Origin of the sequence: Kitasatospora viridis (genome assembly GCF_007829815.1) — a bacterium.
In the GTDB taxonomy this organism is placed as follows: domain Bacteria; phylum Actinomycetota; class Actinomycetes; order Streptomycetales; family Streptomycetaceae; genus Kitasatospora; species Kitasatospora viridis.
This window is the reverse complement of record NZ_VIWT01000001.1, coordinates 1,764,970-1,785,093: the sequence shown is the minus strand read 5'-3', so window position 1 is coordinate 1,785,093 and position 20,124 is coordinate 1,764,970. Positions and strand designations below refer to the sequence as shown.

Below are 20,124 nucleotides of genomic sequence, written 5' to 3'. Positions count from 1 at the left end.
CGGGCCCGGTGGAACGGGCCCGGAGTGGGCGGCTGGATACTACAAGTACTACGGAGCTGACGGCATGTCGGAAGCGGGGTGGTGTCTGACACACCGTCAACACGCGTAGCTCGCTCGGCTGTGCGGATCAGTGCAGGAGGCTGCCCTGGAGCTCGGCGCGCAGGGCGGGGGTGAGGACGGCTCCGGCGCGGTCCACCAGGAGGGCCATCTCGTAGCCGACGAGGCCGATGTCGGAGTCGGGGGAGGCGAGCACCGCGAGCGAGGAACCGTCGCTGACCGCCATCAGGAACAGGAAGCCCCGCTCCATCTCGACGACGGTCTGGTTGACCTCGCCGCCCTCGAAGATCCGGCTGGCGCCGGAGGTGAGCGAGGTGAGGCCGGAGGCGACGGCGGCGAGCTGGTCGGCGCGGTCGCGCGGGAACCCCTCGGACATGGCGAGCAGGAGCCCGTCGGCGGAGACCACCACCGTGTGCGACACCCCGGGGGTGTTGTCCACGAAATTGGTGATCAGCCAGTTCAGGTTCTGTGCGGCCTGGCTCATCTGAGTCAACTCAACGCTCCTGGTGGTTCGAGCCGCCGAAGAGATCGGTGCTGTGGTTCTGCTGTCCCGGCCCGGGGCGGCCCGGCCGTGACATGTCCTGGGGGTCGATCCGGAAGTTTCCGGTGGTGCCCGGATCGCCGCCGGCACTGCGGCCCTGCTCCACGCCGCGGCGCAGGTTGGTCAGCCGGCCGCGCACCTCCTCGGGCGCGCGGGAGACCTGCGGGCCGTCGGTCGGCGCGGGCGTGGCGTTGCCGGGGACCAGGTTCTGCTTGGGCACCCGGCGCGGCAGGCCGGCACCGGTGGTCCCACCGGCAGCGGGCTCGCGGACCTGTTCGGCCCGCTGCCAGCTGTCGTCGTTGGCCGAGCGCCAGGCCGCGGCGGTCGGGCCGGTCGGGCCCGAGGCGCCGAGGCCGGACACCTGGTGGGCCTGCGGGTACTCGTCCGCCGGACCGGAGCTGTCCCGGGCGCCGGTGAACCAGTTCGGCTGCTCACCGGTCTCCGGGGTCCCGATCGCCCGGGAGCCCAGCTGACCGCCGGCCAGCTGCTCGCCGGGGCGGCGCAGCGGCAGGCCGGAGCCGAGGGTCTGCTGGCCCGCGTCGCGCGCCGGGGCCGACGGCTCGGGAGCCGCGGCCGGCAGCGCGGCCGGCTCGCCGTACGGGTGACCGGCCGGCCGCTCGGAGCGCGGCGCGAAGCCGTCGAACCGGCCCGGCTGCTGGGGCTGCTGCGGCTGCTGGTACTGGGCGTACTGGTCGCTGCCGTACTGCTCCTGCTGCCCGTACTGCTGGTCGTAGCCGGGCTGGGCGTAGAAGCCCTCGGCGTACTGGCCGGTGGCGTACGGCTGCTGCTGGTACTCCTGGCGGTAGTCCGGCTCGGCCTCGACGAACTCGGCCTCGACGTACTCGGTGTACTCGCCCTGCCGGCCGTACTCGGACTGCCGGGAGAACTCGGAGAACTCCTGGTACTCCGACTCCTGGTAGGCCGACTGCCGGGTGTCCTGCGGGAAGCCGGTCTGCTGCGGGAAGGAGCCCGGCTGCTGGAAGACGTCCTGCCGGACGCCCTCGGGCGCGAAGCCCTGGTGCTGGTGCGGTTCCCGGGTCGGGTCGCCCGGCAGCTCCGGCTCCAGCTCCTCGCCGGGGCCGCCCTCGATGGCGGTCCGGCGGCGCTGCTCCAGGCGGAGCGAGCGCTGCATCGAGTCCAGCGCGGGGCTGAACCCGCCGGAGCTGCCGCCCGCGGCCAGGTTGTCGTCGAAGCCCAGCTCGGCGGCGGTGCGTTGCGGGGCGACCTGCTCCCACTCGTCGGCCCCGCCCTGCTCGGCGAAGATCCGGGAGACCGTGAACTCCTGCTCCGGCTCCGGCGCCACCCGCAGGTGGGTGAGACCGGCCGGGAGCATGACCAGCGAGGTGGTGCCGGCGGACTCACCGGACGGGCGCAGCTGCACCCGGATGTCGTGCCGGTCGGACAGCCGGCCGACCACGAACAGGCCCATGCGGCGCGAGATCGAGGCGTCGACGGTGGGCGGCTCGGCCAGCTTCTCGTTGATCTCGGCGAAGTCCTCGGCGGTCAGGCCGATGCCCTTGTCGTGGATCTCGACCAGCACCCGGCCGTCCGGCAGCCCGGTCGCGGTGACGGTGACCCGGGTCTGCGGGCTGGAGAACGAGGTGGCGTTCTCCAGCAGCTCGGCCAGCAGGTGGACGAGGTCGGTCACGGCGGCGCCGACCACCTCGGCCTCGGGTATGCCGGCCAGCTCGATGCGCTCGTACTGCTCCACCTCGGAGGCGGCGGCGCGGAGCACGTCGACCAGCGGCACCGGGGTGTTCCAGCGGCGGCCCGGCTCCTCGCCGGCGAGGACCAGCAGGTTCTCGCCGTTGCGGCGCATGCGGGTGGCCAGGTGATCCAGCTTGAAGAGGTTCTCCAGCTGGTCCGGGTCGGCCTCGTTGTTCTCCAGGTCGGTGATCAGCGCCAGCTGACGCTGGATCAGGCCCTGGCTGCGGCGCGACAGGTTGGAGAAGATCGCGTTCAGGTTGCCGCGGAGCAGGGCCTGCTCGGCGGCGAGCGCGACCGCCTGCCGGTGCACCTGGTCGAAGGCGCGGGCGACCTCGCCGATCTCGTCCTTGCCCCAGAGCGGGATCGGGTCGACGTTGGTGTCCACCCGGTCCGGGTCGGTCTTGGAGAGCTTCTCGACCAGGTCGGGCAGGCGGTGGTTGGCGATCTGCAGCGCGCTGGCGTTCAGGGTGCGCATGCCGAGGATCATCGAGCGGGCGATGAACCCGGTCAGCAGACCGGCCAGCGCGAGGGCGCCGATCACGATCGCCGAGTTGAGGATGGCGTCGGTCTGCGCGTTGTCCTTGGTGCTGGTGGCGTCGCCGACGACGCTGTTCAGCAGCTGGGTCTCGGTGTCGCGCAGCGGCTTCATGTGGCTCTGGGTGGCCTGCAGCCAGTTGGCCGGCACCAGGCCCGCCGCCTGCGAGGCGGCCAGCTCGGCCTTCGCCTGCGCACTGCCGGCCTGGTAGCCGATCTGGGCCGCGTCCGAGTAGCCCATGGCCAGGTTCATCATGCCGGACATGGTCGGGATGGTGGTGCCGTCCGGCATCCGCAGCGGAGCGCGGCTGTCGGCATCCGACTGGGCCACCAGGTTGTTCGCGTAGACGCGGGCGTCCGTCGGGCTGCTGCCGTTGGTGAACTCGGTCATCGAGACGCCTTCGAGCTTCGCCCCGACGAGCAGGTCCTGGATCAGGTCGGAGTTCTCGAACCGGCTGTTGCGGTCGATGCCCGAGCCGACCATGACCATCAGCATCAGGTCGCGCTGGTCGGAGGCGGCGGCCTTGGCCAGCGAGATGGCGTAGATCGCGCGGCCGCGGGCCACGCCCTCGGAGCTGCCGGTGCCGACGGAGTTGTCGAAGGCCAGCATCGGGTCGATCATCGCCGAGTACGCGGCCTCGGTGGCGCTGGCGTACAGCTCCGGCTTGTAGGCGTTGTCCCGCAGGTGCTGCAGGTCGCTCAGCACCAGCTGCACCGAGGAGTTGCGCCGGGCGAGCTCCGCGTCCTTGTCGCCGGCGACGTTGGCGTAGGAGGCGTTGTAGTTCTTGACCGCCTGGTCGGTGGCGGCGCGGTACTTGCTCACCAGGCCCTGCGGGTCGGACCCGGTCATCAGGGGCGTCAGGGTGAGGTCGCGCTCGTTCTCCAGGGCGTCGGCCAGCGCGGTGGCGGTTCGGGCCAGCTCGGCCGTCTTCTCCTGGTGCGCGGCCTTGACGTAGCTGCTGTACGAGGTGTTGACGCGCATGCCGCCGAAGACCAGGCCGATGACGACCGGGATCAGCAGGATCGCTATCAGTCGGGTCGGCACCCGCCAGTTGCGGAAGGCCAGGAACTCGTACCGGCCACCGGGCGTTGGGCGGGCGTCGCCGCCGCTCTCCGGGGCATCGGTGGTCCGGGTCCCGCCGGGGACGCCCGGCCGGCCGGGTCGTTCGCGTTCGCTGCCCGCCGCGTTCGCCGTGAAGGGGGAGAACCCGGTGGAGCCCTGGCCGTTGTGGTCCGGGTCGCGGGGCTCTGGGCGCCGCTGCGGGGTGGCTGGCTGCTTACGCCTCACTCGACAACAACCTCTCGGCCGACTGGGCGGCCATGGATCAATCCAGCGGCTTACCCCTGGCCGCAGCCCGCTGCTGGGTGGAACTGCCGTTCGTGACTTCGGGGTAGCTGGAATTTCAGCACGTGCGGGGGGACGGGACAAACAGCCCAGGCTGAAAGCCCCTTGAGGAACATTTCGGACATTCGCCGACAGGAGCCGCCAATCCCCCAATGGTTCTCAACGGAGTGAACCCGAACCATTACGCTCTGTCGGCAAAACGTCCGAAATGCCTACCGAACCGTTATGCGATGCACAGCCGGGAGCATCGAACCCGATGCTCCCGGTTCGCGTTACCGCAATCTCGCCAGCAGGGCGTGTTCGACCAGGGTGATGAGGGCGCTCTTGGCGCTGTCCCGGCGGCGCGCGTCCAGGGCGATGATGGGGGTGTCGGGGCCGAGCTGGAGTGCTTCGCGGACCTCGTCGGGGGTGTGGGCCTGGTGTCCGTCGAAGCCGTTGAGGGCGACGACGAAGGGCAGGCCGCTGTTCTCGAAGTAGTCGAGGGCGGGGAAGCAGTCGGCGAGTCGGCGGGTGTCGACGAGGACGACGGCGCCGATGGCGCCGCGGACGAGGTCGTCCCACATGAACCAGAAGCGGTCCTGGCCGGGGGTGCCGAAGAGGTAGAGGATGAGGTCTTCGTCGAGGGTGATGCGGCCGAAGTCCATGGCGACGGTGGTGGTGGTCTTGCCGCCGGTGTGGGTGAGGTCGTCGATGCCGGCGGAGGCGCTGGTCATGACGGCTTCGGTGCGCAGGGGGTTGATCTCGGAGACGGCGCCGACCAGCGTGGTCTTGCCGACGCCGAACCCACCGGCGACGACGATCTTCGCGGAGGTGGTGGCCCGGGTGGCGGCGGGGCTAGAGCTTGCGAAGTCCACTGAGGACCCTTTCGAGCAGCGTGACGTCCGGCGTTCCGCCCGACTCGCCGGCGGCGGCGGGCTGGTGGATGGCGACCAGGCCGGCTTCGGCCAGGTCGGCCACGAGGATCCGGGCGACCCCGAGCGGGACCCCGGCCAGGGCCGAGATCTCGGCGACCGACTTGACCTCCTGGCAGAGGTGGACGATCCGCTGGTGCTCCGGCAGCAGGCCGCCGGTGCGGGCCGCGTGGCCGTTGGTCGAGATCAGCGCCTCGATCGCGAGCTGGTAGCGGGGACGGGTACGGCCGCCGGTCATGGCGTACGGCCGGACCAGCGGCTGCTGCTCGTAGCCGCCCTGGTCGCCGTAGCCGGAGCCGTACCCGTTGCCGTATGAACCGGCCGGTGTCGGGGGCGGGGTCATCTGGATCCTCCTTGCGCTGCGGCTGAGTTCGCGTCAGCTGTGGGGTGTGACGTCGGGCCCGGTATGCGCTGCCGGGCCCGACGGAGGGTGGTCTGACTCCCGGTCAGTGCAGGAGGCTGCCCTGGAGCTCGGCGCGCAGGGCGGGGGTGAGCACGGTTCCGGCGCGGTCCACCAGGAGGGCCATCTCGTAGCCGACGAGGCCGATGTCGGAGTCGGGGGAGGCGAGCACCGCGAGCGAGGAACCGTCGCTGACCGCCATCAGGAACAGGAAGCCCCGCTCCATCTCGACGACGGTCTGGTTGACCTCGCCGCCCTCGAAGATCCGGCTGGCGCCGGAGGTGAGCGAGGTGAGGCCGGAGGCGACGGCGGCGAGCTGGTCGGCGCGGTCGCGCGGAAAGCCTTCGGACATGGCGAGCAGGAGCCCGTCGGCGGAGACCACCACCGTGTGCGACACCCCGGGGGTGTTCACCACGAAGTTGGTGATCAGCCAGTTCAGGTTGCTGGCTGCCTGACTCATCTGACTCAACTCAACGCTCCTGGTTCTGAGTACCGAAGCCGTATCCGCCGTCCGGACCGGGGCCGTCGGCGCCCGGTGCGGGAGAACGGTAGCCGCCCTGCGCTTCTTCCGCACCGGCGGGGTTGCCGAAGCCGTCGAACGGGCGCTCCATCGCGGGGAACTGCTGGGTGTCCCCGGCCCCGGCGCGGCGGCCCTGCTGGATGCCGCGGCGCAGGTTGGTCAACCGGCCGCGCACCTCCTCCGGCGCGCGGGAGACCTGCGGCCCGGAGAGCGGGGCGGCCTCGGCGGTGCCGGCCACCAGGTTGGCCTGCGGGGTGCGGCGGGGCAGGCCCGAGAGCGTGACGCCGTCCGAGGTCGGCTGGCGCAACTGCTCGGCCCGGCGCCAGCGCTCGTCGTTGGCCGAGGAACGCCAGGGCGCCTCGCCCGGCCCGCGCTGCGGGGCCTGGCCGGACTCACCCGGAGCCGGCTGACCGGGCATCGGCTGACCCGGCATCGACTGACGCTCGGTCGGACGGCCCGCCACCGGCTGGTCGGCCGGCACCGGGTGGCCCGGCGCCGTGGTGCCGGGGCGCTGCGGCTGGTAGGACCGGCGGCCCTGCTGCTGCGAGCGGTCCTGGTTCACCTGCACCGAGGCCATCCGGCTGGCGCCGCCGCTGCGGAACGCCTGGTCCTCGCCCTGGCCGTGCTCCGGGGTCCGGCGCGGCGGCAGGGCCGGCTGGCCCTGGGCGGGCTGGCCCTGGGCGGGCTGGCCGTGCTGACCGGGCTGACCGGGCTGGCCCTGCGGCGCGGGCGGCCGCGGGGCGAACTGCTGCTGCGGCTCGGCCGGCTGGAACGGGGCCTGCGGGCCACGGGCCTCACCGGCGCGCGGCGCACCGACGGTCGGCGAGCCGACACTCGGCAGCACCGGCTCCACCAGGCCGAGGCCCAGCGGGTCGCGCGGATCGATGTCGCTGGCCTCGAACCGCGGCCGGGCGAACGACGCGGTGGTCTCGACCGGTGCGGGCGCGGGTGCCGGAGCCGGCACGGGCGCCGGCGCGGCACTCCGCTCGGCGAAGCCGCCGGAGCCGAGCACCGGCTGCTGCAGGGTCGGCGGACCCTGCAGGTCCTCGCCCTGCGGCAACTGGCCGTGCTGCTGCGCGGCGGCGGCGTTCGGCACGCCGGGACGCTGCGGCAGACCGGCCGGCCGGCCGGCGGGGCCCACGTCGGTGCGCGGACCGCGCCGGACCTGGCCGCGCTCCTCGGGCCGGTTCGGCTGGGCGGGCCGGTTCGGCTCGGCCGGGCGCTCGTGGCCCTGCGGACCGGGAGCGCCGGCCGGGGCCGGCTGGCCGGCCCCGCGACGGGGCAGACCGGGACCGCCCGGGGCGGGAGGGCCGGCAGGGGCAGCGGGGCGGCGGCCCTGCTGCGGCTGCTGCGGAGGCTGGGGCTGCTGGGGCCGACCGGTCGGCGGGGTCTCGCGCAGCGACTGGCCGACCGCGCGGGTCGGCAGGCCGCCGGTGGACGGCTGGGCGGGCGCGGCCGGACCGCTCGGGCCCTTGCTCAGCTGCGGTCGGCCGGCCGGCGCACCGGGACCGCTCGGCCCCTGGCCGAGCGCCGGGGCCGGACGCTGCGGCAGGCCGGGGGCCTCGCCGCCGGGCAGCGGGGCGCGCTGCTGACGCGGCGTCGGGCCGGCGCCGCGCTGGCCCGGGCCGTTCGGACGCGGGGCGCGCCGGTCGCCGGCGTTGGTGACGTCCACCGGGAGCATGACCAGCGCGGTGGTGCCGCCGGAGTCGCTGGGGCGCAGCTGGATCCGGATGCCGTGGCGCAGCGACAGGCGACCGACCACGAAGAGGCCCATGCGGCGGGAGACCGAGACGTCCACCGTCGGCGGGTTGGCCAGCCGCTCGTTGATCTCGGCCAGGTCGTCGGGGCTCAGGCCGATGCCGGTGTCGTGGATCTCGATCAGCACCCGGCCGTCGGGCAGGGCGTGACCGGTGACCCGGACCCGGGTCTGCGGGCTGGAGAACGAGGTGGCGTTCTCCAGCAGCTCGGCGAGCAGGTGGACGAGGTCGTTGACCACGCGGCCGGCGACCTCGGTCGAGGGCACCGAGGCGAGCTCGATGCGCTCGTACTGCTCCACCTCGGAGGCGGCGGCGCGGAGCACGTCGACCAGCGGGACCGGGCGGGTCCACCGGCGGCCCGGGTCCTCGCCCGCGAGGACCAGCAGGTTCTCGCCGTTGCGGCGCATGCGGGTGGCCAGGTGGTCCAGCTTGAAGAGGCTGGCCAGCTGGTCCGGGTCGGCCTCGCGGCTCTCCAGCTCGGAGATCAGCGACAGCTGACGCTGGATCAGGCCCTGGCTGCGGCGCGAGAGGTTGGTGAACATCGAGTTGATGTTGCCGCGGAGCAGCGCCTGCTCGGCGGCGAGGCGGACCGCCTCGTTGTGCACCATGTCGAAGGCGTGCGCCACGTGGCCGATCTCGTCGGCCGAGTCGATGCCGACCGGGTCGACGGTGAGGTCGACCTCGTGCGGGTCGTTCTCCGAGAGCGTCTTGACCAGCTCGGGCAGCCGGCGCTCGGCGACGTCCTCGGCGGAGGTCTGCAGCCGGGTCAGCGAGCGGGTCAGCGAACGGGCCATCAGGGCCGCGCCACCGACCGCGACCAGCAGCACCAGGGCGATCAGCACGCCGTTGAGGATCACGTCGTTGTCGGCCGCCGACTGGAGCGACTGGGCCTTGCCCTTGAGCTCCTCAAGCAGCTGGTTCTCGATCGCGCGCTCGGCGTCGATCTTCACCGTGGCCTGGTCGTACCAGTCCTGGTAGGTGCGGAAGTCGGCCTGCTTGATGCCGTTGGCCTGGAGCACCTGGCCGGCGTACCGGTCGGCCTGGTTGATCTCGGTGTTGTACGTCAGCCGCTCGCGCAGCTTCTGCGCCGCGGTGGTGCCGTAGATCGAGTTGAAGTTGGCGGCCGCGCTCTGGTCGGCGGTGATCAGACGGAAGCCGAAGCTCTGGTCCGAGGTCGACATGTCGGCGCCACCGGGACGGGCCAGCGCGGCGCTGATCAGCGCGCGCTGCATGGAGGTGCTCTCCTTCTCCAGGGAGAACTGCTCCAGCGCCCGGGTGGACTTGACCAGGTCGGGGGAGTCGGAGCCGAGGGCGATCTCCTGGCTGATCGACAGCAGGTCCTTGATGATCGTGTCGTAGGACGCGACCGTCGCCTCGATGTTGTTGACCTGGGTGTAGGCGTTGTTGCGGAAGTTCGACAGCAGCGTCATGTCCTTGCGGACCTGCATGAGCAGCGAGTTGCCGCCGGCCAGGTCCAGGTTGTCGAAGCTGTCGGCGCGCGCGTTGTACGCCTTGGTGAGGTCGTCGGTGGTGCGGCGGGCGTTGGTGACCCGGTCGTCCTGGACCGTCGGGTCCTTGGTCAGCGGACCGGCGCTGATGTCGCGCTCGGTCTCCAGCGCGTCGGCCAGCTGGGTGGCCTTGACCGCCAGGTCGCTCAGGTTGGCCATCTGGGCCAGCTGCTGGGAGCTCTGCAGCGAGGTGTTGATGCGCAGGCCACCGAGGACCAGCGCGACCACCACGGGGAGCAGCAGCAGAGCGCTCAGCCGGGTCCGGATGCGCCAGTTGCGCATCCGCACCCGGCCGAAACCGGTGGCCCGGCGGCGGTTCAGCGTGCCGCGCAGCCGGGCTCGCGAAAGCCGACCGGCCTCGTCCTGTTCGTCCGGGCCGGCGTCGTTCTCCGGACCCTCGGGTTCACCGTTGACCAGCCGATCGCCCGGGACGGCGTCCGGCTCCGACTGGTGGGGGGCAGCGAGGGGCTCGGGCGACTCGGCCTGGCCAGCGGCGCCGCTACCCCTTTTGAAACGTCCCTGCACTGGCGTCGCAACCTCTGGACCTGGCGCCCCGGGACGAGGCCGGGGCGGTGTCGAGTTCTCGGAGTCGGCAATCCCGCGAGCCGGGAATGCGCTGGGGCCGCCGTGGGTAGACCTAGGGCGGTTCGTGGCATTCCAGCACAGCGCCGGGAGTCCAACAAGGGGCGGGGTGGGGCCCGGGGCCGTACTACCGACCGCGCGCAGGACTTCACTGACGGTGCGATTCGGGTCGTTATTCCGGCCTTTTTCGGACACAGAGTGACGGTCGGGCCGGTGGGCAGCGTTCGAACGGTCTTCCGGTATGCCGGGTACTTCGGGATTGTCGGAATTTACTTCTTGGGTGAAATATACAATATGCGGGCCTTGTCGGGGAAATTGTGAGCAAACTCACAGGCCAATGTGTAGCTTTGGTCACGGCCGCTGTGGAAAGAGGTCCCTACCCTGGCTCCTTGTGCCCCGGCGCCCGCCACCCGATGGGGCATTCCATCCGGTGGCAGCCCTCCCCGAACCGAAGGTGTGAAGCGATGTCCCAGACGCCGGCCAAGTCGGCCACCAAGTCGACTCTCGGCTCCCGTTCGACGGCGAACCCGCGCCGGACGACCCTGGCCTCGCTGGAGGACTTCAGCCAGCTGCCCGGTGCCCGTACCAGCAGCGAGCCGGTCGAGTACGCCCGCGAGCTGCCGACCAGCACCGCCAACCCGCGCCGCACCAAGCTGATGACGCTGCCCAAGCAGGAGCGGCGCGACTGACGCCCGCAGCTGCCCACCGGGGGCGCCGTCACCGCTGGTGGCGGCGCCCCCGGCCGTTTCCCGGGCGATAGCCTGGAGCGGAACCGGCCCAGCACCCCGAAAGGTCGCCCAGCGTGCGTATCGCGAGATTCTCAGTTCGTGAAGGAGCGGCCGCGGGCAGCGTCTCCTTCGGCGTGGTCGAGGGCGACGCCGACCAACCCGACTCGCTGGTGGTGCACACGCTCGCCGGGCACCCGTTCGGCGCGGCCGAGCCGACCGGTGAGAGCCACCCGCTCTCCCGGGTCCGGCTGCTCAGCCCGATGCTGCCCAGCAAGGTGGTGGCGGTCGGCCGCAACTACGCCGCGCACGCGGCCGAGCTCGGCAACCAGGTCCCGGACGTGCCGCTGACCTTCTTCAAGCCCTCCACCTCGGTGATCGGCCCGACCGAGGCGATCGCCTACCCGCCGTTCACCAGCGACCTGCAGCACGAGGCCGAACTGGCCGTGGTGATCGGCCGGATGTGCCGCGAGGTGCCGGTGGACCGGGTGCCCGAGGTGGTCTTCGGCTACACCTGCGCCAACGACGTCACCGCCCGCGACGTGCAGCAGCGCGAGGGCCAGTGGGCCCGGGCGAAGGGCTTCGACACGGCCTGCCCGCTGGGCCCGTGGATCGAGACCGACCTCGACCCGGCGGACCTGGCCATCACCTGCACGGTCAACGGCGAGCTGCGCCAGGCCGGGCGCACCTCGTTGATGGTCCGCGGCATCCCCGAGCTCATCGCGCACATCTCCGAGGCCATGACGCTGCTCCCGGGCGACGTCATCCTCACCGGCACCCCCGCGGGTGTCGGACCCCTCAACGTCGGCGACGAGGTCGCCGTCTCCGTCGAAGGCATCGGCACTCTCGCCAACAAGGTGATCAAGCGTGGCTGAAGTAAGCACCGGCTCCACCGCGGCCAACCCGGACGTCCGGGTCCGCTTCTGTCCCTCCCCGACCGGGAACCCGCACGTCGGCCTGGTCCGCACCGCGTTGTTCAACTGGGCCTTCGCCCGGCACAACGGCGGCACCCTGGTGTTCCGGATCGAGGACACCGACGCGGCCCGCGACTCCGAGGAGTCGTACGGCCAACTGCTGGACGCGATGCGCTGGCTCGGCTTCGACTGGGACGAGGGTCCCGAGGTCGGCGGCCCGCACGAGCCCTACCGGCAGTCCCAGCGGATGGACATCTACGCCGACGTGGCCTGCCGGCTGCACGAGGCCGGCCACGCCTACGAGTGCTTCTGCACCACCGAGGAGCTGGACGCCCGCCGCGAGGCGGCCCGCGCCGCCGGCCGGCCCTCCGGCTACGACGGCCTGTGCCGCACCCTGACCGACGAGCAGAAGGCGATCTACCGGGCCGAGGGCCGCCAGCCGATCCTGCGGTTCCGGATGCCCGACCACGCGCTCACCTTCGAGGACCTGGTCCGCGGCACCGTCACCTTCGAGGCCAAGGACGTGCCGGACTACGGCATCGTCCGGGCCAACGGCGCCCCGCTCTACACCCTGGTCAACCCGGTGGACGACGCCCTGATGGGCATCACCCACGTGCTGCGCGGCGAGGACCTGCTCTCCTCGACGCCGCGTCAGATCGCGCTCTACGCCGCGCTGGCCGAGATCGGCGTGGGCAACGGCACCACCCCGCGGTTCGGCCACCTGCCGTACGTGATGGGCGAGGGCAACAAGAAGCTCTCCAAGCGCGACCCGCAGGCCAACCTCAACCTCTACCGGGAGCGCGGCTTCCTGCCCGAGGGCCTGCTCAACTACCTGGCCCTGCTGGGCTGGTCGCTGTCCGAGGACCGCGACCGGTTCTCCATGGCGGAGCTGGTCGAGGCCTTCGACATCGCCAAGGTGAACGCCAACCCGGCCCGGTTCGACCTGAAGAAGGCCGAGTCGATCAACGCGGACCACCTGCGGCTGCTGGAGCCGGAGGACTTCGTGCAGCGCCTGGTCCCGTACCTGCAGGCCCCCGGCCTGCTGCCGGCCGAGCCGAGCGCCGCCCAGCTCGACCTGCTGCGCAAGGCCGCCCCGCTCACCCAGGAGCGGATGGTGGTGCTCTCCGAGGTCACCGACATGCTCGGCTTCCTCTTCGTCGACCCGGCCGCCTTCGCGGTCGACCCGGCCGACGCCGCCAAGGCGCTCACCGCCGACTCCCGCCCGGTGCTGGAGGCCAGCGTGAAGGCGCTGGAGGAGCTGGCGGACTTCACCCCGGAGCCGATCCAGGCGGCGCTGCGCGAGGCGCTGGTGGACGGCCTGGGCATCAAGCCCAAGTTCGCCTTCACCCCGCTGCGGGTGGCGGTCACCGGCCGCCGCATCTCCCCGCCGCTCTTCGAGTCGATGGAGCTGCTCGGCCGGTCCGAGACGCTGCGCCGTCTGCGCTCCGCCCTGGACGCCCTGCCGGCCGCCTGAGCCGCACGGATCCACCCCGCGGGCCCGCCCCCGGCACCTCGCCGGGAGCGGGCCCGCGGCCTTCCCCGGCCTGCCTGCGGTTATCGATTTTGGAGCCGGGCCAGGCGTCGGGTAATGTTCTTTCTGCGCCGCCCGGGAGGGCAACGGAGAGGGACCAGAGACCTCGCCAGTAACCGCCCCACGGACCAGCGGTGCGAAACATCCGAGCAAGACCCCGTCAGGGGTTGCGTTCTGATGGGGTATGGTGTAATTGGCAGCACGAGTGATTCTGGTTCATTTAGTCTAGGTTCGAGTCCTGGTACCCCAGCGCAGTAACCCGCAGCGATGCGGGAATCAGCAAGCCCCCGTTGTGTAGCGGCCTAGCACGCTGCCCTCTCACGGCAGTAGCGCCGGTTCGAATCCGGTCGGGGGTACGCAGTACCAGCAGTACCACGCAATGCAAGTTGCACGATCAATTGCATAGCAGGAGCCCCCGTTGTGTAGCGGCCTAGCACGCTGCCCTCTCACGGCAGTAGCGCCGGTTCGAATCCGGTCGGGGGTACGCAGTACCAGCAGTACAACGCAGTGCGGGACTCGTCCCGCATCGCAGGGAAGCCCCCGTTGTGTAGCGGCCTAGCACGCTGCCCTCTCACGGCAGTAGCGCCGGTTCGAATCCGGTCGGGGGTACGAGCGGATCAGCCGATGGTGACAGCCATCGGCTGATTGCTATGGGGTATGGTGTAATTGGCAGCACGAGTGATTCTGGTTCATTTAGTCTAGGTTCGAGTCCTGGTACCCCAGCCAGTTGTTGAGAAGCCTCCGGAGATCCGGGGGCTTTCGTGTTTTCCAGGCCCTTTTCCGTTCCGCCGGAAAGGTCTTTCCGCTGGAATTGGAAGGGGCCGCGCACCGGGGTGTTTCGGTGCGCGGCCCGGAGACGGGGTCAGGCGCGGCGCAGGGCCTCGCTGAGTCGGTTGGCGGCCTCGACGATGGCCTGGGCGTGCAGCCGGCCCGGGTGGCGGGTGAGGCGCTCGATCGGGCCGGAGACCGAGACGGCGGCCACCACGCGGTTGGAGGGCCCGCGGACCGGCGCGGAGACGGAGGCCACGCCCGGCTCCCGCTCGCCGATCGACTGGGCCCAGCCGCGGCGGCGCACGCCGCTCAGCGCGGTGGCGGTGAACCGGGCGCCCTGCAGGCCGCGGTGCAGCCGTTCCGGCTCCTCCCAGGCGAGCAGGACCTGGGCGGCCGAGCCGGCCTTCATCGGCAGGGTGCTGCCGACCGGGACGGTGTCCCGCAGGCCGGAGAGCCGCTCGGCGGCGGCGACGCAGATCCGCATCTCGCCCTGCCGGCGGTAGAGCTGTGCGCTCTCGCCGGTGACGTCGCGCAGGTGGGTCAGGACCGGGCCCGCGGTGGCGAGCAGCCGGTCCTCGCCCGCCGCGGCGGAGAGTTCGGCAAGTCGGGGGCCGAGGATGAACCGGCCCTGCATGTCCCTGGTGACCAGGCGGTGGTGTTCGAGTGCGACGGCGAGTCGGTGGGCCGTGGGCCGCGCCAGACCGGTGGCGGCGACCAGCCCCGCCAACGTGGCGGGGCCCGACTCCAGTGCGCTGAGCACCAGAGCGGCCTTGTCGAGAACGCCGACGCCGCTAGTGTTGTCCATACGCCGATACTGCAGTCTCAGTGGGCGAGACGCAAGTTCAATCTCGCCAGAAAACCGCCACCCTGGATGGAGAGCCCCGGACAAACCCCCGGGGAACGGGCACCCCACGACCACAATCAGGCCGGCAGAGCGGCCGGCTGGAGGGAACGCGATGGGACGGACACTGGCAGAGAAGGTCTGGGACGACCACGTCGTCCGGCGCGCCGAGGGCGAGCCCGACCTGCTCTACATCGACCTGCACCTGCTGCACGAGGTGACCAGCCCGCAGGCCTTCGACGGGCTCCGGCTGGCCGGTCGCAAGGTTCGCCGGACCGACCTCACGATCGCGACCGAGGACCACAACACCCCGACCCTGGACATCGACAAGCCGATCGCGGACCCGGTCTCCAAGGTGCAGCTGGAGACCCTGCGCCGCAATGCGGCCGAGTTCGGCGTCCGGATCCACTCGCTGGGCGACGTCGAGCAGGGCGTGGTCCACGTGGTGGGACCGCAGCTGGGACTGACCCAGCCCGGCACCACCGTGGTCTGTGGCGACTCCCACACCTCCACCCACGGCGCGTTCGGCGCGCTGGCCTTCGGCATCGGCACCAGCCAGGTCGAGCACGTGCTGGCCACCCAGACGCTGCCGCTGGCGCCGTTCAAGACCATGGCGATCACCGTCGAGGGCGAACTGCCCGAGGGCGTCACCGCGAAGGACCTGATCCTGGCGATCATCGCCAGGATCGGCACCGGCGGCGGCCAGGGCTACGTCCTGGAGTACCGCGGCTCGGCGATCCGGAACCTCTCCATGGAGGCCCGGATGACCATTTGCAACATGTCCATCGAGGCGGGCGCCCGGGCCGGCATGATCGCCCCGGACCAGACCACCTTCGACTACCTGGAGGGGCGCCCGCACGCCCCGCAGGGCGCGGACTGGGACGCCGCCGTCGAGTACTGGAGCACCCTGGCCACCGACGAGGACGCGGTCTTCGACGCCGAGGTGTTCATCGACGCCACCGAGCTGACCCCGTTCGTCACCTGGGGCACCAACCCGGGCCAGGGCGCGCCGCTCGGCGCCTCGGTGCCGGACCCGGCGGACTACGCGGACCCGCAGGAGCGCACCGCCGCCGAGAACGCGCTGGCCTACATGGGCCTGACCCCGGGCACCCCCCTGCGCGAGGTCGCCGTGGACGCGGTCTTCGTCGGCTCCTGCACCAACGGCCGGATCGAGGACCTGCGGGCCGCCGCGGCGATCCTGGAGGGTCGTCAGGTCGCCGAGGGCGTCCGGATGCTGGTCGTGCCGGGCTCGGTGCGGGTCGCCCTGCAGGCGGTCGAGGAGGGCCTGGACAAGGTCTTCACCGCCGCCGGCGCCGAGTGGCGGCACGCCGGCTGCTCGATGTGCCTGGGCATGAACCCGGACCAGCTGGCCCCGGGCGAGCGTTGCGCCTCCACCTCGAACCGCAACTTCGAGGGCCGGCAGGGCAAGGGCGGCCGCACCCACCTGGTCTCGCCGCAGGTGGCCGCGGCCACCGCGGTGCTCGGCCACCTGGCAGCACCGGCCGATCTGTCGAACAACGTTCCCGCGGAGGTCTGACCCGATGGAGAAGTTCACCACCCACACCGGCCGGGCCGTTCCGCTGCGCCGCAGCAATGTGGACACCGACCAGATCATCCCCGCCCATTGGCTCAAGAAGGTCACCCGCTCGGGTTTCGAGGACGGCCTGTTCGAAGCCTGGCGCAAGGACGAGTCGTTCATCCTGAACCGGCCCGAGCGGCGGGGGGCGACCGTGCTGGTCGCCGGACCGGAGTTCGGCACCGGATCGTCCCGCGAGCACGCCGTCTGGGCGCTGCAGAACTACGGCTTCCAGGCCGTGATCTCCTCGCGATTCGCCGATATCTTCCGCGGCAACTCGCTGAAGAACGGCCTGCTGACCGTGGTGCTCCCGCAGGAGACGGTGGATCAGCTGTGGGCGCTCACCGAGGCCGACCCGACCGCCGAGATCACCGTCGACCTCCAAGCGCGCGAGGTGCGCGCGGAGGGTGTGAACGCGCCGTTCGAACTGGACGAGAACCTGCGTTGGCGACTGCTCAACGGACTGGACGACATCAGCATCACGCTGCAGAACGCTGATGACATCGACGCGTTCGAGTCGGCCCGGCCGAGCTTCAAGCCCCGCACCCAGCCGGTCGCCTGACCGAGCGCAATCCGATGGCCCGTCCCCTTCCCGGGGGACGGGCCATCGGTCGTAGCGGGGGGGAGTTCACTCCTCACACGGGGTCAGGAGTGGCCCCCGGATACCGCGTCGATTTGCCGGAAGACGGGGTCCGCGCGTCGCAACTCCGAGTTGATGGCACAATCAGAGCATGCACCGGCACCATGAACCTCCGTACGCGGGCGGCGATCCCGCGTCATCGGAGTTCGTGGCCCGGGATCCCGAGAGTCGAATTGACGATCGGCTGGACAACGAGGCCTCGGTCGACCCCGTCGACGAGGTGCCGGACGACCCGGAAGTCGCAGCGCTCTACGCGCTTGTGGCAGAGCGGTTGAAGCAGGCTCACGCCCGCGTGCACGCGCTCCACGTGTCCGCTGAAGCAAAGACCGCTCTCGCCCGGCAACTGCTGATCGTCACCGAGACCGCCAAGCGCGATCTCCCGGAGGCGGCACGGCGGTTGACCCGCTTTGTGCAGGACCTCGACGAGGGGCGACCGCCCCTCGGCTGAGGTCACGGACGCGCAAATCCATTGCGACACTAGGGTGATTCGCGCGTTTGGTAATTGAAAGTCCGCAAATACATGCCTAACGTGCGAATTGAACGGATGGAATCATCCGGCGCCCGTTTCTGAAGGGGAAGACGTGAACAAGGCTCAGCTTGTCGAAGCGGTGGCCGAGCAGCTGGGTGGTCGCAAGGCTGCCGCAGAGGCCGTCGACGCAGTGCTCGACACCATGGTGCGTGCCGTCGTGGCCGGGGACCGTGTCTCGGTCACCGGTTTCGGCACCTTCGAGAAGGTGGAGCGCTCCGCGCGCTTCGCCCGCAACCCGCAGACCGGTGAGCGCGTCAAGGTCAAGAAGACCTCGGTGCCGCGCTTCCGCCCCGGCCAGGGCTTCAAGGACCTGGTCAGCGGCAGCAAGAAGCTCCCGAAGGACGGCCCGTCGGTCAAGAAGGCCCCCAAGGGCTCGCTGACCCCGGGCAAGAGCGGTGTGACCGCTGCCACCAAGCGCGCTGCCACCAAGCGCGCCGCCGCGGCCGCCGAGGCCGCCCCGGCGAAGAAGGCCGCTGCCAAGAAGGCCACCGCGGTCAAGGCCACCGCCGCCAAGACCACGGCTGCCAAGAAGGCCACCACCGCGAAGACCACCGCGGCGAAGAAGGCCACCACGGCCACCAAGAAGGCCACCACCGCGAAGACCACCGCGGCGAAGAAGACCACCACCGCCAAGGCGGCGGCCGCCAAGACCACGGCTGCCAAGAAGACCGCCCCGGCGAAGAAGACCACCACGCGCAAGACCACCGCGCGCAAGACCGCCGCGAAGTAACGCACGGTCAGGTGCCCCGCAGGGGGCGCCTGGTGGCAGGTCAGAGCAGAACCGCCGCGGCGGCCCGTCCCCGATCCAGGGGAGGGCCGCCGCGGCGCTGTCGTCTCCGGGTGGTGCCGTGCGGGGACTGACGCGACGTCAGCCGTCAGGCCGGCGGGGCGTCCTGCTGCGGGTCGGGGAAGGTCTGCAGCGTGACGAAGACCACCCGGCGCGCCTCGCCGCTGCCCTCGGTGCGGATCCGCACCCGCTGGCCGGGCCGGAGCAGCCGCAGGCCGCCCGCGTCGAAGGCGGCGGCGTCGAACGGCACCGGAGTGCCGTCGTCGAGCAGCACGGAGCCCGCCCGGGTGTCGGGGTCGAAGGTGAACGCGGTGGCCTGCATGCCCAGAAGCTTAGACCGGTCGGTCCTGGAGGAGCTCAGCGCGCCATCGCGGCGGCCACCGCCCGGGTGTGCGGGCCCACGCCGAGTGCCAGCGCCTCGGCCAGGTCGTCCGCCGTGTCCACGTCCCGGCGCACCGACGGCACGTCGGGCAGGGCCAGTTCGGTCGCGCCGCCGGCCGCGTGCCGCTGCCGGGAGGCGCCGCCGAAGGCCGGGGCCAGCGGCCGGCCGGGGGAGCAGGCCAGCAGCGTGGTGCCGATCCCCGGAGCGTCCGCCAGGAACGCGCGCCCCGCGGCCGGCACCGCGCCCAGCACCCGGGCGAGTTCGGCCGGACGCAGGGCCGGCAGGTCCGCCGAGAGCACGGCCAGGGGCGCGTCGGGGTGCAGCCGTCGCGCGTGGGCGGCGCCGTGCGACAGCGCGTCGTTGAGCCCGCCGCCCGGTTCGTCGGCCAGCACCAGGGCGCCCAGCGAGGCCAGCGCCGCGCCGGCCCGGGCGTCCTGGCACACCACCAGCACCCGGGCCACCGCCGGGCAGTCCAGTGCGGCCGACACGGTGTCCAGCGCGAACGCCAGCGCCAGCCGCGGGCGGTGCGCCCCGGCGAACGGGGCCAGCCGGGTCTTGGCCCGCTGCAACTGTTTCACCGGCAGGACCAGGCTCCAGGACGGGGACCTGGGGCTGAGGGGGCGTACGGTGTGCTGGGTCATCGGCGTCATCAGCGTCATTGTCGCGTCGGCCCGTCGGCGGTCGCCAGGGCACCCCCGTGCGAGGATGACCGGCGGTAGTGACCAATTCAGCCCGCACACGCGGCACCCGGAAGTGCCGCAGCACACGAGGAGGACCTGGGGTGGCCCGCCGCTCGTACGGATTCGGCAACGCGGACTACGGAGTCTGGTACCGCTTCGCCGCGGTCCTCGTGAAGCCGGTGCTGACAGTGCTGGTCAAGCCCGAGTGGCACGGCTGGGAGAACTTCCCCGAGGAGGGCGGGTTCATCACCGCGGTGAACCACAACTCGGCGATCGACCCGCTGGTGTACGCCCACTTCCAGTACAACAGCGGTCGCCCGCCGCGGATCCTGGCGAAGTCCTCGCTCTTCAAGGTGCCGTTCATCGGATTCATGCTCGGCAAGACCGGCCAGATTCCGGTCTACCGCGACTCGGCCGACGCCGCGCAGGCCTTCCGGGCCGCCATCGCCGCGATCGACGGCGGCCAGGTGGTCCAGTTCTACCCGGAAGGAACGATCACTCGGGACCCGCAGCTGTGGCCGATGACGGGCAAGAGCGGCGTCGCCCGGGTGGCGCTGATGACCGGCAAGCCGGTCATCCCGGTGGCCCACTGGGGCGCGCACGAGATCGTGCCGCCGTACGGCCGGGGCCTGGGCGGGGTCAAGGCGAAGGTGAGCCTGCGCCCGCGCCGCCGGGTGGTGGTGCAGGCCGGCCCGCCGGTGGACCTGAGCCGGTTCGAGGGCAAGGAGCTGACCAGCCAGGTGCTGCGCGAGGCGACCGACGAGATCACCGCCGCGATCACCGCCCAGCTGGCGCTGATCCGCGGTGAGGAGGCCCCCGCCGAGCGCTACGACCTGCGCAAGGCCCGGGCCGGCAAGAAGAAGACCGGCGAGGAGGCCGAGTAGAG

Annotated in this window: 17 protein-coding genes and 5 tRNA genes; 13 read left to right on the top strand and 9 right to left on the bottom strand. The window is 71.7% G+C overall.

The window, feature by feature from the left end; translation table 11 throughout:
• Positions 1–127 precede the first annotated feature (127 nt).
• From FHX73_RS07915 to FHX73_RS07890, 6 genes are all read right to left on the bottom strand, one after another.
• Positions 128–541, bottom strand: a complete 414-nt coding sequence (locus FHX73_RS07915; protein WP_073926035.1) for a roadblock/LC7 domain-containing protein — start codon at positions 539–541, stop codon at positions 128–130.
• Between the two features lie 10 nt (positions 542–551).
• Complete coding sequence (locus tag FHX73_RS07910) at positions 552–4,127, bottom strand: nitrate- and nitrite sensing domain-containing protein (RefSeq protein ID WP_246213412.1); 3,576 nt, start codon at positions 4,125–4,127, stop codon at positions 552–554.
• A gap of 329 nt (positions 4,128–4,456) precedes the next feature.
• Positions 4,457–5,038, bottom strand: a complete 582-nt coding sequence (locus tag FHX73_RS07905; protein ID WP_145904302.1) for a GTP-binding protein — start codon at positions 5,036–5,038, stop codon at positions 4,457–4,459.
• Entirely contained in the window at positions 5,019–5,438 is a 420-nt protein-coding gene (locus FHX73_RS07900) for a DUF742 domain-containing protein (RefSeq protein WP_145904301.1), read from the bottom strand. Before FHX73_RS07900 ends, FHX73_RS07905 begins: the two co-directional genes overlap by 20 nt.
• A 103-nt stretch (positions 5,439–5,541) precedes the next feature.
• Complete coding sequence (locus FHX73_RS07895; protein ID WP_145904300.1) at positions 5,542–5,955, bottom strand: roadblock/LC7 domain-containing protein; 414 nt, start codon at positions 5,953–5,955, stop codon at positions 5,542–5,544.
• A 10-nt stretch (positions 5,956–5,965) separates the two neighbouring features.
• On the bottom strand, positions 5,966–9,805 hold the full coding sequence (locus FHX73_RS07890) for a sensor histidine kinase (RefSeq protein ID WP_145904299.1): 3,840 nt from the start codon (positions 9,803–9,805) through the stop codon (positions 5,966–5,968).
• 521 nt (positions 9,806–10,326) lie between these two features.
• Here FHX73_RS07890 and FHX73_RS07885 point away from each other — a divergent pair.
• The 8 genes from FHX73_RS07885 to FHX73_RS07850 all read left to right on the top strand — a co-directional run bounded on the left by FHX73_RS07885 (position 10,327) and on the right by FHX73_RS07850 (position 13,758).
• Positions 10,327–10,551, top strand: a complete 225-nt coding sequence (locus FHX73_RS07885) for a hypothetical protein (RefSeq protein ID WP_145904298.1) — start codon at positions 10,327–10,329, stop codon at positions 10,549–10,551.
• 113 nt (positions 10,552–10,664) lie between these two features.
• Positions 10,665–11,462: a fumarylacetoacetate hydrolase family protein gene (locus tag FHX73_RS07880; protein WP_145904297.1), complete on the top strand. Its 798-nt coding sequence runs from the start codon at positions 10,665–10,667 to the stop codon at positions 11,460–11,462.
• Positions 11,455–12,975 (top strand): glutamate--tRNA ligase, encoded by a 1,521-nt coding sequence (gltX, locus tag FHX73_RS07875; protein ID WP_145904296.1) that lies wholly within the window; start codon positions 11,455–11,457, stop codon positions 12,973–12,975. The genes FHX73_RS07880 and gltX overlap by 8 nt, the downstream gene beginning before the upstream one ends.
• Before the next feature lie 235 nt (positions 12,976–13,210).
• Positions 13,211–13,282 (top strand) — tRNA-Gln (locus FHX73_RS07870).
• Between the two features lie 33 nt (positions 13,283–13,315).
• Positions 13,316–13,388 (top strand) — tRNA-Glu (locus FHX73_RS07865).
• Positions 13,389–13,443: 55 nt separating this feature from the next.
• Positions 13,444–13,516 (top strand) — tRNA-Glu (locus FHX73_RS07860).
• 52 nt (positions 13,517–13,568) lie between these two features.
• Positions 13,569–13,641 (top strand) — tRNA-Glu (locus FHX73_RS07855).
• 42 nt (positions 13,642–13,683) lie between these two features.
• Positions 13,684–13,758 (top strand) — tRNA-Gln (locus FHX73_RS07850).
• Positions 13,759–13,894: 136 nt separating this feature from the next.
• On the opposite strand, the gene ndgR is transcribed toward FHX73_RS07850, so the two are convergent.
• Positions 13,895–14,608 carry an IclR family transcriptional regulator NdgR gene (ndgR, locus tag FHX73_RS07845; RefSeq protein ID WP_145904295.1) on the bottom strand — a complete coding sequence of 238 codons (714 nt, stop codon included), beginning with the start codon at positions 14,606–14,608 and terminating at the stop codon, positions 13,895–13,897.
• Positions 14,609–14,759: 151 nt separating this feature from the next.
• On the opposite strand from ndgR, the gene leuC reads away from it, so the two are divergent.
• The 4 genes from leuC to FHX73_RS07825 all read left to right on the top strand — a co-directional run bounded on the left by leuC (position 14,760) and on the right by FHX73_RS07825 (position 18,119).
• Positions 14,760–16,181, top strand: coding sequence for a 3-isopropylmalate dehydratase large subunit (leuC, locus tag FHX73_RS07840; protein WP_145904294.1), 1,422 nt, complete (start codon positions 14,760–14,762; stop codon positions 16,179–16,181).
• 4 nt (positions 16,182–16,185) lie between these two features.
• The gene (gene leuD, locus FHX73_RS07835; protein ID WP_145904293.1) at positions 16,186–16,782 is read left to right on the top strand and encodes a 3-isopropylmalate dehydratase small subunit; all 597 of its coding nucleotides are present in this window, start codon (positions 16,186–16,188) and stop codon (positions 16,780–16,782) included.
• 169 nt (positions 16,783–16,951) lie between these two features.
• Entirely contained in the window at positions 16,952–17,308 is a 357-nt protein-coding gene (locus FHX73_RS47635) for an SCO5555 family protein (protein ID WP_425461369.1), read from the top strand.
• A 133-nt stretch (positions 17,309–17,441) separates the two neighbouring features.
• Complete coding sequence (locus FHX73_RS07825) at positions 17,442–18,119, top strand: HU family DNA-binding protein (RefSeq protein ID WP_145904292.1); 678 nt, start codon at positions 17,442–17,444, stop codon at positions 18,117–18,119.
• Positions 18,120–18,264: 145 nt separating this feature from the next.
• Here FHX73_RS07825 and FHX73_RS46100 read toward each other — a convergent pair whose 3' ends face one another.
• Together FHX73_RS46100 and cofC are read right to left on the bottom strand one after the other, a co-directional pair.
• The gene (locus FHX73_RS46100) at positions 18,265–18,498 is read right to left on the bottom strand and encodes a hypothetical protein (protein WP_145904291.1); all 234 of its coding nucleotides are present in this window, start codon (positions 18,496–18,498) and stop codon (positions 18,265–18,267) included.
• Between the two features lie 35 nt (positions 18,499–18,533).
• Positions 18,534–19,199: a 2-phospho-L-lactate guanylyltransferase gene (cofC, locus tag FHX73_RS07815; protein ID WP_145908142.1), complete on the bottom strand. Its 666-nt coding sequence runs from the start codon at positions 19,197–19,199 to the stop codon at positions 18,534–18,536.
• A 140-nt stretch (positions 19,200–19,339) separates the two neighbouring features.
• Between cofC and FHX73_RS07810 the strand changes: the two genes are divergently transcribed.
• Positions 19,340–20,122: a lysophospholipid acyltransferase family protein gene (locus tag FHX73_RS07810; protein ID WP_145904290.1), complete on the top strand. Its 783-nt coding sequence runs from the start codon at positions 19,340–19,342 to the stop codon at positions 20,120–20,122.
• Positions 20,123–20,124: the final 2 nt, after the last annotated feature.

Bases quoted from the DNA above. Each gene is read 5' to 3' on its own strand.
- FHX73_RS07915 (WP_073926035.1), bottom strand. From the start codon at position 541: ATGAGCCAGGCCGCACAGAACCTGAACTGGCTGATCACCAATTTCGTG.
- FHX73_RS07900 (WP_145904301.1), bottom strand. From the start codon at position 5,438: ATGACCCCGCCCCCGACACCGGCCGGTTCATACGGCAACGGGTACGGC.
- FHX73_RS07895 (WP_145904300.1), bottom strand. From the start codon at position 5,955: ATGAGTCAGGCAGCCAGCAACCTGAACTGGCTGATCACCAACTTCGTG.
- FHX73_RS07885 (WP_145904298.1), top strand. From the start codon at position 10,327: ATGTCCCAGACGCCGGCCAAGTCGGCCACCAAGTCGACTCTCGGCTCC.
- ndgR (WP_145904295.1), bottom strand. From the start codon at position 14,608: ATGGACAACACTAGCGGCGTCGGCGTTCTCGACAAGGCCGCTCTGGTG.
- leuC (WP_145904294.1), top strand. From the start codon at position 14,760: ATGGGACGGACACTGGCAGAGAAGGTCTGGGACGACCACGTCGTCCGG.
- leuD (WP_145904293.1), top strand. From the start codon at position 16,186: ATGGAGAAGTTCACCACCCACACCGGCCGGGCCGTTCCGCTGCGCCGC.
- FHX73_RS47635 (WP_425461369.1), top strand. From the start codon at position 16,952: ATGCACCGGCACCATGAACCTCCGTACGCGGGCGGCGATCCCGCGTCA.
- FHX73_RS46100 (WP_145904291.1), bottom strand. From the start codon at position 18,498: ATGCAGGCCACCGCGTTCACCTTCGACCCCGACACCCGGGCGGGCTCC.
- cofC (WP_145908142.1), bottom strand. From the start codon at position 19,199: ATGACCCAGCACACCGTACGCCCCCTCAGCCCCAGGTCCCCGTCCTGG.